A 16,715-nucleotide genomic window follows, 5' to 3' on the forward strand; every position below is an offset into this window, starting at 1 on the left:
TTTATGGTGCGGCGCAAGCGATGAAATCACACAAGCTACTGGAGGCCCCGGTGCCGATGCGGCTGGTCGGCCCGCTGCGGATGACCGGTCATATCGTCGATGACAAGGTCAAGGTGCCGCTGGCGACTTACGAGACGCCGCTCTGGCACTCGGTCGGACGCGGTGCCCGCATCTCGGTGCTTGCCGGTGGTATCCGCACTTCCGTGATCGACGAGCGCATGACCCGCTCGATCCTGCTCGAGGCGGACGACGCCCTGGCGGCGCATCAGGCGATCGAGTCGCTCAAAGCGCGCCGGGCCGAGCTCAACGAGGTGGTGGCGCAGAGCAGCCGCTTCGCCAACCTGATCGATATGCACTCCCAGGTGGTCGCCAACCTGATCTACCTGCGGCTGGAGTTCACCACCGGCGATGCCTCCGGTCACAATATGGTGACCAACGCCGCCGACCGGCTGATTCCCTGGATCCTGGCGCAGTATCCGCGCCTGCGCTACTCGTCGATTTCGGCGAACTACTGCTCCGACAAGAAGGCCACGGCGGTCAACGGCATTCTCGGCCGGGGCAAGTATGTGGTCACCGAGCTGCTGGTGCCGCGCGAGCTGTGCGAGCGCAAGCTGCACACCACGCCGGAGAAAATCGTCGATCTCAATATCAAGAAGAACCTTATCGGGACTCTGATAGCCGGCGGTCTGCGCAGCGCCAATGCCCACTACGCCAATATGCTGCTGGCGTTCTATCTGGCTACCGGGCAGGATGCGGCGAACATCATCGAGGGCTCCCAGGGCGTGGTGCACGCCGAGGTGCGGGATGGCGATCTGTATTTTTCCTGCACGCTGCCGAACCTCATCGTCGGCACGGTCGGCAACGGCAAGGGGCTGGAATTCGTCGAGCGTAATCTCGACCTGCTGGGCTGCCGCGAAGCGCGCGAGCCCGGCGCCAACGCCCGCCGGCTGGCGGCGATCTGCGGTGCCACGGTACTCTGTGGCGAACTGTCGCTGCTGGCGGCTCAGACCAATCCAGGCGAGCTGATGGAGGCTCACCTGAAGCTGGAGCGATGATGTCGGACCCGACCAACGAGCGCAAGATCGAGCACATCCGCGCCATCGAGCGCGATCCCGATATCGAGCGCAACGGCGCCCACTTCGACCGCATCCGGCTGCGTCACCGGGCGTTACCGGAGCTGGACCTGGCCGCGGTCGATCCGTCGACCACCTTTCTTGGCAAGCGGCTGGCCTTTCCGCTGCTGATTTCGTCAATGACCGGCGGCGATCATGAACTGGTTCGGCGGATCAACCGTAATCTGGCAGAGGCGGCGGAGCGCTGTCAGGTGGCGCTGGCGGTGGGCTCGCAGCGTGTGATGTTCACCCAGCCCGAGGCGCGGGCCAGTTTCGAACTGCGCGAACTGGCGCCGACCACGCTGCTGATGGGCAACGTCGGTGCCGTTCAGCTCAATTACGGTTTCGGACTGCAGCAGTGCGAAGAGTCGGTGTCGGTACTCGGTGCGGATGCGCTCTATCTCCATCTGAACCCGCTGCAGGAAGCGATACAGCCGGAGGGTGACACCAACTTTGCCGGTATCGGCGAGCGCATCGGCGAGCTCGCCAGGCAGCTCAGCGTACCGCTGATCCTCAAGGAAGTCGGTTGCGGGCTGGCGCCGGAGGACATCGCGGCGGGGCTTGGGCGCGGCGTGCGGATGTTCGACGTTGCCGGCAGCGGCGGCACCTCCTGGAGCCGTATCGAACACCATCGCCATGGCGACGACGGCGACAGCGCCGGACTGCGCTTCCAGGACTGGGGCATACCCACGCCGACGGCGCTGCGCCTGGCGCAACCCTTCGCCGATCGCGCCACCCTGATCGCCAGCGGGGGGCTCAGAGATGGGATTGATATGGCGAAATCTGTTATACTCGGCGCCTCCCTTTGTGGCCTCGCAGCTCCGTTTCTGCGCCCGGCGATGGTGTCTTCGGACGCCGTGGTCAGGGTCATCGAGCAGCTGCGCAGAGACTTTACGATCGCCATGTTTCTGCTTGGCGCTGCGGATATCGCGTCGTTGTTCAAGAATCAGGCTCTCATTCTTGAAGAGCGTTGAGGAACCAAACCATCTATGTCAGTCGGTATTGATGAAATAAGCTTCTATACCTCGAATTACTTTCTGGATCTGCGCTCGCTGGCCCGTGCCCAGCAGACGGACCCGGACAAGTACTACGTCGGTATAGGACAGGAGAAAATGGGCATGGCGGCGCCGGACGAGGACATCGTCACCATGGCCGCCAACGCTGCTCTGCCGCTGGTCGATACGGTGGGCTCCGAGCGCATCAGCACCCTGCTGTTCGCCACCGAAACCGGTATCGACCAGTCCAAGGCCGCCGGTATTTATGTCCATCGTCTGCTGGGACTCGGCGCCAACTGTCGCGTGGTGGAGCTCAAGCAGGCCTGCTACAGCGCCACCGCGGCCGTTCAGATGGCCTGCGCTCTGGTTGCGCGCCAGCCGGAACAGAAGGTTCTGGTGGTGGCGTCCGATATTGCCCGCTACGATCTCGACACACCCGGCGAAGCGACCCAGGGCTGCGGCGCCGTGGCGATGATGATCAGCGCCAACCCGCGCCTGGTCGAGATCGCCCCGGAAGTCGGCAATTACACCGAGGACGTGATGGATTTCTGGCGTCCCAATTACCGCAGCACCGCGCTGGTGGATGGCAAGTACTCGACCAAGATCTATCTCAAGTCGCTGAAAAAGGCCTGGGAGAATTTCCGCGAGGCAAGTTCGCTGACCTTCGGCGACTTCAGCCATTTCTGCTACCACCTGCCGTTCGGCCGTATGGCACAGAAGGCGCACCAGCAGCTCGCCCGGGTCAACAAGAGTGAACTGGGAGCCGAGCAGCTCGAGCAGCAGATCGAAGCCAGCCTGCAGTACAACCGTATCATCGGCAACAGCTATACCGCCTCGATGTACATCGGTCTGGCGTCGCTGCTGGAGAACAGCAGCCACGACCTGGCCGGTCAGCGTATCGGCTTCTTCAGTTACGGTTCGGGCTGTGTGGCCGAGTTCTTCTCCGGCCGGGTGGTCGAAGGTTACGAGCGCCACCTGTACCGCGATGCCCATCGCCGCATGCTCGAGGCGCGCCAGGAAGTCAGCTACGACGAATACCTCGCGCTCTACCGTTACCCGGATCCGCGCGACGGCGAGCACCTCGACATTCCCGCCAGCACCACCGGTCGTTTCCGGCTGGCAGCCATTTCCCATCACAAACGCGAATACGTGGTGTGCTGAAACGGGTCAGTGCCCCCGGCAAGATCATCCTCAGCGGGGAGCACGCGGTGGTCTACGGCAAGCCTGCGCTGGCGCTGGCCGTGGACCGCCGCATGAAGGTCACCTTCGAACCCGACCGCCTGCCGCGACTGAGCTGGCACACCGGCGACCGCGGTCACAGCCTCGGCCTGGAAAAGTTCTCATCCCTGCGGCGGCGTCTCGACAGCTACTTCGAGCGTTACCTGCGGGGCGAGCTGAGTATCGGTCAGATACTGCGCAAGCCCGGCGAGCTGGTGTTCTACGCCGTTGATATGGCGCGGGTGCTGTCCGGACTCGAGCAGCTGCCCAAGGGGCGCGTGCATATCGACTCCGAGATTCCCATCGGTGCCGGCATGGGCTCCTCCGCCGCGCTGATCGCCTGCCTGCTGAAACTCTTCGGCCATTTCGAAAGTCGCGACGAGCTGGTGCGCCAGGTGCGTCATTGCGAGCGCCTGCAGCATGGTCGGGGCAGTCTGATCGACGCCGCCACCGTTTGTCTCGGCGGGCTGGTGCGGGTGCAGGGCGAGAGCTTCGAGGCGCAGCCGCTGTCGCCGGACGGTCTTGGCGCGGGCTGGTTCTGGGTTTACACCGGTACGCCCTCGAGCAGTACCGGTACCTGCGTCGAACACGTGCGCACCGGCTTTGCCGATTCGGATATCTGGAGCGAGTTTGGCGATATCACCGAGCGTTTCGAGGCGGCGCTGGCACAGGACGAGGCGGTCGTCGAACTGCTGCGCGCCAATCACCGCCTGCTGACGCGTATCGGCGTGGTACCCGCCGAGTGCGGACGCTTTGCCGAACGCGTGGAACAGCGTGGTGGCGCCGCCAAAATCTGCGGCGCCGGTGCCGTTTCCGGCGACCGCGGAGGCCTGATGCTGGTATGGCTGCCGCAGGGCACGCCGCAGTCGCTGCAGCTGCCGCGCGACTGGCACTGGGGGGCGCTGCACGAGGAACGGCAGGGAGTACGGTTCGAGCCGTAGGGTGCTGCTGAACGCAGTGAAGCGCACCGGAAATCGTGGTGCGGTTCGCTCCGATCACCAGCACCCTACGTTAGGTCACTAGGGACGTTTTGGGAGGCGGGTTTGCTACAGCTGGATAACTGGCGAGAGATCCGCGTATCAGCCCCCGGCAGCATCATGCTGATGGGCGAGCACGCGGTACTGTACGGCGAAAGGGCCATCGCCTGTGCGGTCGACCGTTACATGCGCCTGCGGCTGACCCGGCGCGAGGATCGTGCGGTCATCATACGCTCGGCGCTGGCCGAGGTGCAGGGTACGCTGGATGCGCTGCCGCAGGAGCCGCGCCTGAGTTTCGTGCTGGCCACAGTCGGCCTGTATGCCGGACGTCTGCCGGCGGGCTTCGAGCTGGATATAGAATCGGAATTTTCCCACACCGTCGGTCTCGGCTCGTCGGCGGCGGTGACCGCGGCGCTGGTTGCGGCGCTCAGCGCCTACGCAGGTGACGACACCGGGCCCCAGGCGGTCTTCGACGCGGCCCTGGACGTGATCCATGCGGTGCAGGGACGCGGCTCGGGTACCGACCTCGCCGCCAGCGTACAGGGTGGCCTGATCGGCTACCGGGTGACGCCACGCCAGCTGGAACGGCTGCCGGGCCTGCCGGAAATCTGTCTGTACTACAGCGGCTACAAGACCCGGACACCTGATGTGCTGGAGCGGGTCGCGCAAGCCTCGAAAGGCTACGAGGCCCTGTACCTGGACCTGTACCGGCTGATGGGCAGGACCTGCGAGCAGGCCGAAGCGGCGATTTTGCGTCAGGACTGGCCGGCGCTCGGACGCCTGATGAATATCTATCAGGGGCTGATGGATGCGCTCGGCGTCAACGATGCCACCCTGGCGCAGATGGTCTATCGGCTGCGCGCGAATCCGCAGGTGCTCGGCTGCAAGATCAGCGGCTCGGGGCTTGGCGACTGCGTGCTTGCGCTCGGGGCGGACGATTCGCTGGCCTGCGACTATCAACGGATACCGGTGGCGGTCAGCCCGGAGGGAGTCAGGATTGAGTATCACTAAGCAAGCGGTCATACAGGCGCAGTTGCCGGCGAAGCTGGCGCCGCAGGACGCTGCCGAGGCGTTCGCGCCGAGCAATATCGCGCTATGCAAGTACTGGGGCAAGCGTGATGCAGAGCTGAATCTGCCGATCAACAACAGTCTGTCGGTGTCGCTCGGGCATCTCGGTACCCGTACCCGGCTGGAAAGCGCACCGGACGGAACGGACCGGGTCTACCTGAATGGCGTCGAGCAGGCGCAGGACCAGCCTTTTGCCGCCAAGCTGCTGGCGTTCGTCGAGCTGTTCCGCGCCGGTCGCGCGCTGCCGGTGCATGTCCATACCGAAAACAACATTCCCACCGCGGCGGGCCTGGCGTCCTCCGCTTCCGGCTTCGCCGCGCTGACGCTGGCGCTCGATCGCTGGCTGCAGCTGGGACTGGCCCCCGAGGTGCTGTCGGCCTTTGCCCGCATGGGCAGCGGCAGCGCCTGTCGTTCGCTGTTCGAGGGGTTCGTCGAGTGGCGCGACGGCATCCACGACGACGGTATGGATTCCCACGGGGTGCCGATCCCGGCACGCTGGCCCGGGCTGCAGATCGGGCTGGTCAAGGTCGCCACCGGCGAGAAGGCGGTCGGCAGCCGCGCCGGCATGCAACGCACCATCGAGACCGCCCATCTGTATCAGAGCTGGCCGTTGCAGGCCGCGGCCGATCTGGAAAAGCTGCACCAGGCGATCGCCTCGCGCGATTTCGCGCTGCTGGGGCAGACCGCCGAGCAGAACGCGCTGTCGATGCACGCGACCATGATCGCGTCCTGGCCGCCGCTTTTGTACTGGCAGCCGGAGTCGGTAGCGGCGATGCAGCGGGTCTGGCAGCTGCGCGAAGCGGGGCTTGCGGTCTACTTCACCATGGATGCGGGCCCCAACCTCAAGCTGCTGTTCGAGGTTCAGGACCGTCCGGCGGTCGAGGCTGCCTTTCCCGGTCTCGAGGTTGTGGCGCCGTTCGGCGACTGATATGACCGGCAGCGACACCGTATCCGGCTTTATACTGAGCCGCCAGCAGCGCGATACCCGCGAGGGTATTGCGCTGCTGTACTGGATCAGCACCGACAACGGACCGGTGCCTGTCCGTGTGCCGGACCAGGACGCGGTGCTGTTCGTGCATCAGCACGACGACGAACGGGTGCTGTGCGCACTCGAGGGGCTCGACGGCTGGCGGCTCGAGCCGCGGCCGCTGAAGGATCTCACCGGCGCGCCGGTGGCCGCGCTTTACTGCCGCAGCCTCAAGCTGTTCCGCCAGGTGTCGGAGCGGCTGCGCTGCGCCGGCGTGGCGATGCTCGAGGACGACATCCGTCCGGTCGACCGCTATCTGATGGAGCGTTTTATCCAGGGCGGTGTCGAGGTCACAGGACCCGGAAGCGGGACGCCGCGACTGCGGCCCTGCGATTACCGGCCACGCCTGAAGATGTTGTCGATCGACCTCGAAACCAGCCTCAGCGCCGACCGCATTCTGTCCATTGGCCTCAGCGGCGACGGGTACGGCCGGGTGCTGCTGTGTGGCAGCGGCGAGGATCTCGACTGGCTCGAGTACGTGCCGGACGAGCGTCGGCTGCTGGAGCGCCTGATGGAGGAGGTGGCGTCCTTCGATCCCGATATCTTCATCGGCTGGAATGTCATCGATTTCGACTTTCGCGTACTCGAAGCGCGGGCCCGGGCACTGGGGCTCAAGCTGCGCCTGGGGCGCGACGGTGATGCGCTGCAGCTGGTGCGCGGCGGTCAGGGCAAGCATTTCGTGCGCCTTGGCGGGCGCCTGGTGGTCGACGGTATCGACACCCTGCGCGGCGCCACCTACCAGTTCGAAAGCTTTTCGCTTGAATTCGTCGCCCGGGAGCTGCTTGGACGCGGCAAGCTGATCGATCACGTCGATGCCCGCGGCGCCGAAATCCAGCGCCTGTATCGCGAAGATCCGGTGGCGCTGGCGCGCTACAACCTCGAGGACTGTGCGCTGGTGCAGGATATCTTCGCCAGGGCACAGCTGCTGCATTATCTGATCGAACGCTGCCGCCTGACCGGCCTTGCACTGGACAAGGTGGGTGGTTCGGCGGCGGCGTTCGACAACCAGTACCTGCCGCGGCTGCACCGGGCGGGATACGTCGCCGCCGAGTATGCCTCCGGAGTCAGCGGGCTGTCGATTCCCGGTGGTTTCGTGATGGATTCCCGGCCCGGGCTCTATCGCCAGGTGCTGGTGCTGGACTTCAAGAGCCTGTATCCAAGCATCATTCGCACCTTCTGTGTCGACCCCTGCGGGCTTGCCGAGGGCCTGCGCGAGGGCGCCGACCCGGAGGATCTGGTACCGGGCTTCAACGGCGCCATCTTCGCTCGCAGCCGCAGCATTCTGCCGTCGATCATCGAGCGCCTGTGGCAGGCCCGCGACGAGGCCAAGCGCGAACGCAACGCGCCGCTGTCCCAGGCCATCAAGATCATCATGAATTCCTTCTACGGCGTGCTCGGCTCCAACCTCTGCCGTTTCTACGATCAGCGGCTTTCAGGCTCCATCACCCTGCGTGGCCATGAAATCCTCAATCGCACCCGCGACGAGATCGAGCGTCACTTCGGCTTTACCGTCATCTACGGCGATACCGATTCGGTGTTCGTGTGGCTGGGCGACGATTGCAGCGACGACCAGGCGCAGAGGCACGGCCAGGCGCTGGCCGGGCACCTCAACGGCTGGTGGCGTGCGCAACTGGAGGCGCGCTTCGGTCTCGTCAGCTTTCTCGAAATCCAGTACGAGAGTCACTTCCGCCGCTTTCTGATGCCGCGCATGCGCCATTCGGAAGCGGGCAGCAAGAAACGTTACGCGGGGCTGAAGCGCCTGCCGGACGGCGGTGACGAGCTGGTGTTCAAGGGCCTGGAAAACGTGCGTACCGACTGGACGCCGCTGGCGCGCCGGGTGCAGCACGAGCTGTACGAGCGGGTTTTTCGCGAGCAGCCCTACGAGGCGTTTCTGCGCGATACGGTGGCGCGGGTATTTGCCGGCGAGCTGGATGAAGAGCTGGTCTACCGCAAGCGCCTGCGTCGGCCGCTGCACGAGTATCGGCGCAACCGGCCGCCGCAGGTGCAGGCCGCGCTCAAGGCGGAGCAGGCGCTGCAGCAGGCCGGGCGGCAGAGCCGTCTGCGCACGGGCTCCCGGATCGAATACCTGATCACCGTCAACGGGCCCGAGCCGCTGGACTTCCGCCGTTCGCCGATCGATTACCAGCACTATATCGACCGCCAGCTCAAGCCGGTGGTCGATACCCTGCTGCCGTTCCTGGGCCGTGACTTCGACTCCCTGGTCGCCCCGCAGCTGGATCTGTTTTAAAGCCCCAGCAATGCCTGGGCGGATGTAGGGTGCTGGTAACGCACCGTTGGCATTTCGGTGCGCTTCGTTTCACTCAGCGGCACCCTACATACGAATCAGCCGCCGTCGTAATTCGCGACGAAGTCGTCGAGGCGCTTGATCAGCGCCGCCTTTTCCCCGTCCGACACGAACGCCGATTCGAAGGCATTGCGGCTCAGCGCCACTGCCTGGTCGCGGTTCAGGCCCAGCTGGCGATGCATCTCGACGAAATTCTCCGCGATGTAACCGCCGAAGTACGCCGGGTCGTCGGAGTTCACTGTGACCTTGACGCCCCGGGCCAGCATCTCGAGGATATTGTGCTGGTCGAGGCTCGGGAAGACCCGCAGCCGCACGTTGGAGAGCGGGCATACCGTCAGCGGCATCTGTTCCGCAATCAGACGCTCGATGAGGGCCGGATCCTCGGCGGCGCGCACGCCGTGGTCGATGCGCGAGACCCGCAGCAGGTCCAGCGCCTGGTAGACGTATTCCGGCGGGCCTTCCTCGCCGGCGTGGGCCACGGTGAGGAAGCCCTCGGCGAGTGCCTTCTCGAACACCCGCTGGAACTTGGCCGGTGGGTGGCCGGCCTCCGAGCTGTCGAGACCGACCGCGACGAAACTGTCGCGATACGGCAGCGCCTGCTCCAGGGTGGTGAAGGCTTCTTCCTCGCTGAGGTGGCGCAGGAAACTCAGGATCAGCCGGCTGCTGATGCCGAGCTGTTCGCGGCCGTGCTGCAGGGCGCCGGTGATGCCGCGGATCTGGACACCGATATCGATGCCGCGGGCCGTGTGTGTCTGGGGGTCGAAGAAGGGCTCGGTGTGGATAACGTTCTGGGTTTCGCACTGCTTGAGATAGGCCCAGGTCAGGTCGTAGAAGTCCTGCTCGGTCTGCAGCACGCCTGCGCCCTGATAGTAGATATCGAGGAAGTCCTGCAGATTGCCAAAATCATAGGCGGCCCGGACCTGGTCGACGGTGTCCCAGGGCAGCTCGATCCCGTTGCGATTGGCCAGAGCGAACATCAGCTCGGGTTCCAGGCTGCCTTCGAGGTGCATGTGCAGCTCGGCCTTGGGCATACTGCTGAGAAAGTGTTCCATTGGGCGCCTCCGTTGCTTGATCCTTTTCTGAGTTAAACCGAAAAAGATCGCGGATACCAGCGTCGCAGGGTGGTGACGGGTGACAGGTGACGCGTAACGTGTCACCCGTCACCCGTCACCGCCTTTTCAACGCTCGGCCAGCGGCGTGGCGAAGGTGTAGTCCATATCCCAGGGGAAGCGGATCCAGGTGTCCTGGCTGACTTCGGTGATGAAGGTGTCGACCAGCGGTTTGCCGGCCGGCTTGGCGTAAATGGTCGCGAAGTGGGCCTTGGGCAGCATGTCGCGCACGCACTGGGCGGTCTTGCCGGTGTCCACCAGGTCGTCGACCAGAATCATGCCTTCGCCGTCGCCTTCGACGCGCTTGAGGATATTGAGCTTGCCCTGGGCCATTTCGGCGCCGTCGTCGCTCTTGCCGTAGCTGGTGACGCAGACGGTATCGATCAGGCGAATATCCAGCTCGCGGGCCAGTATGGCAGCCGGTACCATGCCGCCACGGGTGATCGCGATGATACCTTTCCAGGGGCCCTGCTCGAGCAGGCGCCAGGACAGGGCGCGGGCATTGCGGTGCAGTTCTTCCCAGGAAACCGGAAAGTCTTTGCGATAGGGCACGGACGCCATCGGTTGTTCTCCATCAATAGCTTTGCAGCGACCGGCGTATTCTAACCGAAGAGTCAGGATCAGGTGTAGGGTGCTGGTGAACGGAGTGAACCGCACCGGTACGATGGTGCGGTTCCCGAGGGTCCGTGGATTCGGGACGGGTACGCGTGGCGTCTCTGTATAGGTAACGTGTCACCCGTCACCCGTCACCCGTCACCCGTCACGCGTTACAAGTTACGCGTTACAAGTTACACGTCAGCCCTGTGCCTTCTGCGCCAGCCGGCGCGCGGCGGCGCGGTGGTCGGCAACCAGCTCACCGAGGTCGACGTCCGGCAGGGAGCCGTCGATCACCTTCCAGTCGCCGCCGACCATGACCCGGTCCGCCTGCTGGGCGCCGCACAGCAGCAGGGCGGCGAGCGGGTCGTGGCTGCCGGAAAAACGCAGCTCGTCGAGGCGGAAGAGGGCGAGGTCGGCCTGTTTGCCCGGGGCCAGCACGCCGATGTCGTCCCGCCCAAGCACCCGGGCCGAGCCACTGGTGGCCCAGCGATAGGCGTCGAAGTGGGTGACCCTGGACGCCCCGTAACGCAGACGCTGCAGGTACATGCCCTGGCGTACCTCGTTGATCAGGTTGGAGCCGTCGTTGGAGGCAGAGCCGTCGACCCCGAGCCCCACCGGTGCTCCGGCCGCCTCGAGTTCGAGATTTCGGCAAATGCCCGAGGCCAGCATCATGTTGGAGCTCGGGCAATGACAGATGCCGACGCCGGCAGCGCCGAGACGGCGGATCTCGTCGTCGTTGAAGTGAATGCCGTGGGCCAGCCAGGTGCGATCGCTGAGCCAGCCGACGCTCTCGAGGTAGTCGACGGTACGCATGCCGAAGCGCTGCTCGCAGAAGGCCTCCTCGTCGAGGGTTTCGGCCAGGTGGGTGTGCAGCCGCACGTCGAGTCGTTCGGCCAGCGCCGCGCTTTCACGCATGATCTCGGTGGTGACGGAAAATGGCGAGCAGGGCGCCAGCGCGATCTGCACCCGGGCGCCGTCGCCGTGCTCGTGGTAGCGGTGGATCAGGCGTTCGCTGTCCTTAAGGATCTGCTCTTCGGTCTGTACCGTGCTTTGCGGCGGCAGGCCGCCGTCTTGCTCGCCGAGGCTCATCGAGCCGCGGGTCAGCATGACCCTGATTCCGACCGCCCGTGCCTGCTCGACCTGCACGTCGACCGCCTCTTCCATTCCGCTGGGGAACAGGTAGTGATGGTCGGCGGCGGTGGTGCAGCCGGACAGCAGCAACTCGGTCAGCGCCAGTCGCGAAGCCTGGGCGTGCATCTCCGGATCGAGGTGCGCCCATACGCCGTAGAGGCTCTTGAGCCAGGGAAACAGCTCCTTGTTGAGCGCATCCGGATAGGCGCGGGTCAGGGTCTGGTAGAAGTGGTGATGAGTGTTGATCAGGCCGGGCAGCACAACATGCTCGCCGGCGTCGAAAATCTCGTCACAGGGGGCGCTCGGTTGCTGCCCCCGCGCCACCAGTTCGACGATGCGTGCATCCGATACCACGATGCCGCCGGCGGCGTCATCGTCGATACCGGTATAGAGGGCCAGGGGGTTCTTGATCCAGAGTCGCTTGCTCATGCGGGTTCCTCAAAACGGTTGCTTACCGACAGTGCCGTATGCAGATGCGCTGCCGGGCCGGTCGGGTTGTTTAAGGCGTAAACCCTTCGCCATGAGTCTGTATACAAAGAGCGGGTATATGGTGTGCATTATGCTGTGGTCTGCGTCCGGCTGCAAGGCGCGACGAGTCAGCTGCTGTACAGCTGGATTTTTGTAGTAGTCAATAGAGTGTGGGGAGGGTTAGCGGCGCACTGCAGCGAGTTTCGGGTTCTGAGTGCGTACGGGCGTCGCGTAACCGCCATGGACGGTGGAATTCCTGAAAACGCAGGAGCGGTTTTCAGGGAACCCGCCATATCGATCCGGGAACCGGGTCGATGGGTTTCGGCTGGCAAGCATTCTCTCGATGCGTTTAATATGATGTTCACGGCTCCCGGTACCGTTGGAACCCTGAGATCGCGCCGTTTCGTCCATTTCGCATATTCACAACTCCCGAGGTACCCGATGTCGTCCTTCAAACTTTCTGCCTTCTGTTCCTGGCTGCTGTCGCTGGCGCTGTTCGGCGTCATCGCTCAGGTGCAGGCAAGCTCGGGGCTGACGCCTCGGCAGGCGGCCGGCTATGTGGAACTGTTGCCTGAGGTACGGTCCTTCTCGCAGCAACTGGGTGCGGATCTTGGCACCGAATTGCAACGCGAGCTGCAGCCGCGGGAAGGCGAGACCTTCGCGCCCCACAGCAAAGGGCTTGCGATGCTGAAGCGGCGCCAGCCCGATCACTATGGATCGCTGACGGAACTGGTCGCATCCGGCGGCTTCGACAGCGCCGAGGCCTGGGCCGACGCCGGGGACCGGGTGATGCTGGGCTATGCCGCGATCAAGGCCGAGCAGGCGGGGACGGGCATGCTCGACATGGCCGCGAGCATGGACAGCCTGGACCCGCAGATGCTGGCGCTGATGCCGCCCGAGCTGCAGGCGCGGCTGAAGCAGGTCCAGATGATGGCGCGTGCCCTGAAAGCGGTGCCGGCGGCCGACAAGGAAATCCTGCGGCCGCTGGTGCCTCAACTCGACGCCTACTGGCGTCAGGACTGGCAGCGTTATCAGGGGCAGTGAAGCCTAACCAGTGACCAGTGACCAGTGACCAGTGACCAGTATCCCGTCACCCGTCACGCCTCACCAGTGACTCAGTCGTTCAGAGTCTGATGCGGTCCGAACAGTTCGTAGTGCAGCCGTGAGTCCTCCACCCCCCAGTCTTTGAGCTGGCGATGGACGGCGCGCATGAAGCCCACCGGGCCGCAGAAATAGAACTGGCTGTCGTCCTGCAGGATTGCGTCCCTGAGCGGCGTCAGGTCGATCAGGCCCACGGCGTCGTAATCCTCGTCGATGCGGTCGTCCGCCAGCGGTTCACGGTACCAGGTGAAGCTGTGCACCTGCTCATGCGCCTGCGACAGCGCCGTTACCCGGTCGCGAAAGGCGTGCTGGCGGCCATTTTCGCAGGCATGCAGGTAGTGGACCGGCGCTTTGTGGCCGGACTCCACCAGCGTGGAAAGCATGCTCAGCATCGGCGTCAGGCCGACACCGCCGGACAGCAGCACCACCGGCGTCTCCTGTTCCACGTCGAGGAAGAAGTCGCCGGCGGGCGGCAGCAGGTCGATTTCGTCGCCGATCTCGACATGGTCGTGCAGGAAGTTCGAGACCTGCCCCTGCGGCGTCCCCGGTTCGCGCTTGACGCTGATGCGGTAGGTCTTGCCGTTCGGTGCGTCGGACAGGGAGTACTGGCGATATTCGTGGTGCGCCAGCGAATAGTGCGAGACCGACAGGCTCAGATACTGCCCCGGCCGGAAGTCCATTACCGGGCCGCCGTCGACCGGTGCCCAGACAAAAGAGCAGATCAGCTCGCTTTCGGCGCGCTTCTCGATCAGACGGAAACGCCTTTTGCCGCGCCAGCCGCCGTTCGCCTGCTCGGCGGTTCGGTAGATCTCCTCTTCCCGGCCGATAAAGATCGCGGCCAGCTGTCCGTACGCCTGCGCCCAGGCATCGAGCACTTCGGGGGTGGCGGCATCCGGCGCCAGCTCGCGAATGGTCTCCAGCAGGTGATGACCGACAATGTCGTACTGCTCGGGCCTGATCTGGAAGCCGGTGTGCTTTTGCGCGATGCGCTCGACCGCCTGTGCCAGTACCGACGGATTGTCGAGGTAGCGGGCGTAGGCGAGGATGGCGTTGAACAGCGCCACCGGCTGCTGGCCCGACTGCTGGTGCGACAGGTTGAAGATGTCCTTGAGCTCCGGGTTATCGCGGAACATGCGGGCATAAAAATGCTCGGTCAGCGCGCTGCCGGCGGATTCCAGCAGGGGCAGGGTGGATTGAACGGTCTCGATCTGTTGCCGGGAGAGCATGCTGCATCCTCTTAAGATGTAATGGTAGGACATGTTATTTAAAGTGTATTATCTATACATTTTAATTTCCGTCAAGAGTCTGGTCGTTCCCGGAACAGAATGGGTCGCGGCCATGCTACCGCTGAACCCGCACGCTACCGCGATGAGCAAGCCGGATGATGGCAGCTGCAGCGCTGTAATTGTCGCCCCAAGGTGACAGCGCAGCGGGGGAGGGTCTATGGTCATAGAGTCAGGACAGAAAATCCGTCCTCTTGCGCATTTACGGATTTTTCCGGAATAGGAAGCCTTCATTCATCCGTCAGGTCGTGTTTGATGAGTCGTCTGGATGCCCGTTATTTGCGCCGGAAGCTTCTCGAAGCGCAGCACGAGCAAACGCCGGTGGCGCTGGGGGGTAGTGCTTTTGTCGCTCTCGGAGCCGGTGGATACTACTGGTGGCAGACCGGGCAGCTGTTTTTTCCCCTGTGGTTGCTGGTAGCGCTGGCGCTGCTGATCGCAAGGCTGGTGCTCTATGTACGGCTGGAGCAGCGGCGTAACAGCGTAGAGCCGCTGGATGAGGTTTACTGGCAACGGCTGTACTTCTGGAGTGTGGTCGTGGCGGCGCTCAGTTGGGCGGCCATTGGCCTGTACGTCGAACTCAGCCTGCCGTTCACCGAAGCGGCGTTCATCTATGTCTGTCTCGCCGGCATGGTGGCGGGCAGCGTGGCCAGCACGGCATCGGTATCGCCGCTGCTCTACATCTGCTTTTCCGCCATCACCTTGCTGCCGCTGTCGCTGGTGCTGCTGGTATCCATGGTGCCGCAGAAGGTGGCGATGGGGCTGATCTGCATCGCCTTTTTCGTCTTCACCCAACGCTCGACCTTCCGTATCTACGGAGTCTTCGAGGGCTTTATGAGCAGCAGTCTGGTCAATGAACAGTTGCTGCGGGAGCTGCGTCAGGAGCAGCGGCGAGTGCTGAAACTCAACGGCCAGCTGCGCGAGGATCTGGTCAAGCGCATCAACACCGAGAAGCAGCTGCGCACCGAGAAACAGCGGGCCGAAGCGCTGGCGGAAAAGCTCTACGAGCTGTCGTCAATCGACGGGCTGACCGAAATTCCCAACCGGCGCTACTTCGACGAACTGCTGGCCGCGGAGTGGAGCCGCGCCCTGCGTAGCGGGACGGTGCTGTCGCTGATTATCTGCGACATCGACTACTTCAAGGATTTCAACGACCACTACGGGCACCTGGTGGGTGACGAATGCCTCAAGGCGGTGGCGCGGGAGCTCGATCTGCATGCGCGGCGCGCCGGCGACTCGGTGGCGCGATTCGGGGGCGAGGAGTTCGCGGTGCTGCTGCCCGGCACCGAACTTGCGGATGCGCTGCGCCTGGCGGACGAGATGCGCGAATCGGTCAAGGGGCTGGGAATATCGCACCGCGGATCCCGGGTCAGCGACCTGGTGACGATCAGCATGGGAGTCGCCTGCATGGTGCCGACACTGGACAAGCGCCCGCAGCAGTTGCTCAAGGAAGCCGATGAGGCGCTGTACCGCGCCAAGCACCAGGGGCGGGACCGGGTCGTCAGCGCCGCCTGAGCCGAAACGGCAGCCCTCTCAGTCGCGCCGGATGCCGCAGCCGTCGAGAATGATCTCGGTCAGCGTTCGGGTGGCGGTCTCGTACAGCTCCTGCTGCGGCCTGTCTTCGCCCAGCGCCGCGTCGATCTGCACCGCGAAGTCGGCGTAGTGCTGGGTGCTGCCCCAGAGCAGAAAGATCAGGTGCGCGGGGTCGATCGGCTTCATCTTGCCGGCCGCGATCCAGTGCTCGAACACCGCCGCGCGGCCACGGAACCAGTCGCGATAGTCCTGCTGGAAGTACTCGCTCAGATGAGGCCCCCCGCTGAGGATCTCCATGGCGAAAACTCTCGATGCCTGGGGGTAGCGGCGGGAAAAATCGAGCTTCGTGGCAATATAGCGGGGCAGCACGACCGCCGGGTCGTCATGGGCGTCGAGCTCGTTGAAGGAGCTGTCCCAGAGATCGATGATATTCGACAGCACGGCGTAGTAGAGCCCGAGCTTGTTGTTGAAATAGTAATGGATATTGGCCTTGGGCAGGCCCGCGCGGTCGGCCACCTGCTGCATGCTGGTGCCCTTGAAGCCGTAACGGGCAAATTCCTGCTCGGCGGCGGTAAGGATCAGTTTCTCGTTGTGCTGCCGGATTCGTCCGGCGGACTTATCGGCGCGGTGAGCGCCCACTTCTAACTGCATGCCAGATCAGACTCCTGTGAGTTGATAGCGGCCATTATAGGGGAAGGGGGCCTGTCAGCGCACTGACCTTCGTGCAGGGTAAATCAGTTGTGCTGGATGGCAATTGCCTCCGGGGCCAATAGAATAGGGTGCCGCCCTGACCA

The 16,715-nt window shown here is 64.1% G+C and carries 14 protein-coding genes; 9 read left to right on the plus strand and 5 right to left on the minus strand.

Annotation, left to right across the window (positions count from 1 at the left end; all coding sequences use genetic code 11):
• Positions 1-20 precede the first annotated feature (20 nt).
• The 7 genes from IEX85_RS13050 (at position 21) to IEX85_RS13075 (ending at position 8,645) form a co-directional block, all read left to right on the plus strand.
• Positions 21-1,055, plus strand: coding sequence for a hydroxymethylglutaryl-coenzyme A reductase family protein (locus tag IEX85_RS13050; RefSeq protein WP_188861050.1), 1,035 nt, complete (start codon positions 21-23; stop codon positions 1,053-1,055).
• Positions 1,055-2,086: a type 2 isopentenyl-diphosphate Delta-isomerase gene (gene fni, locus IEX85_RS13055; RefSeq protein ID WP_188861051.1), complete on the plus strand. Its 1,032-nt coding sequence runs from the start codon at positions 1,055-1,057 to the stop codon at positions 2,084-2,086. The genes IEX85_RS13050 and fni overlap by 1 nt, the downstream gene beginning before the upstream one ends.
• 15 nt (positions 2,087-2,101) lie before the next feature.
• Positions 2,102-3,268 (plus strand): hydroxymethylglutaryl-CoA synthase, encoded by a 1,167-nt coding sequence (locus tag IEX85_RS13060; RefSeq protein WP_188861052.1) that lies wholly within the window; start codon positions 2,102-2,104, stop codon positions 3,266-3,268.
• Positions 3,262-4,266 (plus strand): mevalonate kinase family protein, encoded by a 1,005-nt coding sequence (locus IEX85_RS13065; protein ID WP_188861053.1) that lies wholly within the window; start codon positions 3,262-3,264, stop codon positions 4,264-4,266. The genes IEX85_RS13060 and IEX85_RS13065 overlap by 7 nt, the downstream gene beginning before the upstream one ends.
• Before the next feature lie 102 nt (positions 4,267-4,368).
• The gene (gene mvk, locus IEX85_RS24020) at positions 4,369-5,313 is read left to right on the plus strand and encodes a mevalonate kinase (protein WP_308425649.1); all 945 of its coding nucleotides are present in this window, start codon (positions 4,369-4,371) and stop codon (positions 5,311-5,313) included.
• Complete coding sequence (gene mvaD, locus IEX85_RS13070; RefSeq protein ID WP_229721910.1) at positions 5,300-6,298, plus strand: diphosphomevalonate decarboxylase; 999 nt, start codon at positions 5,300-5,302, stop codon at positions 6,296-6,298. The genes mvk and mvaD overlap by 14 nt, the downstream gene beginning before the upstream one ends.
• Before the next feature lies 1 nt (position 6,299).
• Positions 6,300-8,645 (plus strand): DNA polymerase II, encoded by a 2,346-nt coding sequence (locus tag IEX85_RS13075; RefSeq protein ID WP_188861055.1) that lies wholly within the window; start codon positions 6,300-6,302, stop codon positions 8,643-8,645.
• 95 nt (positions 8,646-8,740) lie between these two features.
• Here IEX85_RS13075 and IEX85_RS13080 read toward each other — a convergent pair whose 3' ends face one another.
• The 3 genes from IEX85_RS13080 to IEX85_RS13090 form a co-directional block, all read right to left on the minus strand.
• Complete coding sequence (locus IEX85_RS13080) at positions 8,741-9,754, minus strand: adenosine deaminase (protein ID WP_188861056.1); 1,014 nt, start codon at positions 9,752-9,754, stop codon at positions 8,741-8,743.
• 126 nt (positions 9,755-9,880) lie between these two features.
• Positions 9,881-10,372 carry a xanthine phosphoribosyltransferase gene (gpt, locus tag IEX85_RS13085; protein WP_188861057.1) on the minus strand — a complete coding sequence of 164 codons (492 nt, stop codon included), beginning with the start codon at positions 10,370-10,372 and terminating at the stop codon, positions 9,881-9,883.
• A 234-nt stretch (positions 10,373-10,606) separates the two neighbouring features.
• Complete coding sequence (locus IEX85_RS13090; RefSeq protein WP_188861058.1) at positions 10,607-11,968, minus strand: 8-oxoguanine deaminase; 1,362 nt, start codon at positions 11,966-11,968, stop codon at positions 10,607-10,609.
• 480 nt (positions 11,969-12,448) lie between these two features.
• On the opposite strand from IEX85_RS13090, the gene IEX85_RS13095 reads away from it, so the two are divergent.
• Positions 12,449-13,051, plus strand: a complete 603-nt coding sequence (locus IEX85_RS13095; RefSeq protein ID WP_188861059.1) for a hypothetical protein — start codon at positions 12,449-12,451, stop codon at positions 13,049-13,051.
• A gap of 71 nt (positions 13,052-13,122) precedes the next feature.
• Here the strand turns inward: IEX85_RS13095 and hmpA are convergent, their stop codons facing one another.
• A complete protein-coding gene (gene hmpA / locus IEX85_RS13100) occupies positions 13,123-14,334 on the minus strand; it encodes an NO-inducible flavohemoprotein (protein WP_188861060.1) in 1,212 nt (403 codons plus the stop codon).
• A 312-nt stretch (positions 14,335-14,646) separates the two neighbouring features.
• Here hmpA and IEX85_RS13105 point away from each other — a divergent pair, with 312 nt between their 5' ends.
• Positions 14,647-15,903 (plus strand): GGDEF domain-containing protein, encoded by a 1,257-nt coding sequence (locus tag IEX85_RS13105; RefSeq protein ID WP_188861061.1) that lies wholly within the window; start codon positions 14,647-14,649, stop codon positions 15,901-15,903.
• An 18-nt stretch (positions 15,904-15,921) separates the two neighbouring features.
• On the opposite strand, the gene IEX85_RS13110 is transcribed toward IEX85_RS13105, so the two are convergent.
• The gene (locus tag IEX85_RS13110; protein ID WP_188861062.1) at positions 15,922-16,572 is read right to left on the minus strand and encodes a TetR/AcrR family transcriptional regulator; all 651 of its coding nucleotides are present in this window, start codon (positions 16,570-16,572) and stop codon (positions 15,922-15,924) included.
• Between the last annotated feature and the right edge of the window lie 143 nt (positions 16,573-16,715).

This window comes from Marinobacterium nitratireducens, assembly GCF_014645375.1.
GTDB classification, from domain to species: Bacteria; Pseudomonadota; Gammaproteobacteria; order Pseudomonadales; family Balneatricaceae; genus Marinobacterium_A; species Marinobacterium_A nitratireducens.

Bases quoted from the DNA above. Each gene is read 5' to 3' on its own strand.
- gpt (WP_188861057.1), bottom strand. From the start codon at position 10,372: ATGGCGTCCGTGCCCTATCGCAAAGACTTTCCGGTTTCCTGGGAAGAA.
- IEX85_RS13105 (WP_188861061.1), top strand. From the start codon at position 14,647: ATGAGTCGTCTGGATGCCCGTTATTTGCGCCGGAAGCTTCTCGAAGCG.
- IEX85_RS13080 (WP_188861056.1), bottom strand. From the start codon at position 9,754: ATGGAACACTTTCTCAGCAGTATGCCCAAGGCCGAGCTGCACATGCAC.
- IEX85_RS13050 (WP_188861050.1), top strand. From the start codon at position 21: ATGAAATCACACAAGCTACTGGAGGCCCCGGTGCCGATGCGGCTGGTC.
- fni (WP_188861051.1), top strand. From the start codon at position 1,055: ATGTCGGACCCGACCAACGAGCGCAAGATCGAGCACATCCGCGCCATC.
- IEX85_RS13110 (WP_188861062.1), bottom strand. From the start codon at position 16,572: ATGCAGTTAGAAGTGGGCGCTCACCGCGCCGATAAGTCCGCCGGACGA.
- IEX85_RS13060 (WP_188861052.1), top strand. From the start codon at position 2,102: ATGTCAGTCGGTATTGATGAAATAAGCTTCTATACCTCGAATTACTTT.
- IEX85_RS13075 (WP_188861055.1), top strand. From the start codon at position 6,300: ATGACCGGCAGCGACACCGTATCCGGCTTTATACTGAGCCGCCAGCAG.
- hmpA (WP_188861060.1), bottom strand. From the start codon at position 14,334: ATGCTCTCCCGGCAACAGATCGAGACCGTTCAATCCACCCTGCCCCTG.
- IEX85_RS13095 (WP_188861059.1), top strand. From the start codon at position 12,449: ATGTCGTCCTTCAAACTTTCTGCCTTCTGTTCCTGGCTGCTGTCGCTG.
- IEX85_RS13090 (WP_188861058.1), bottom strand. From the start codon at position 11,968: ATGAGCAAGCGACTCTGGATCAAGAACCCCCTGGCCCTCTATACCGGT.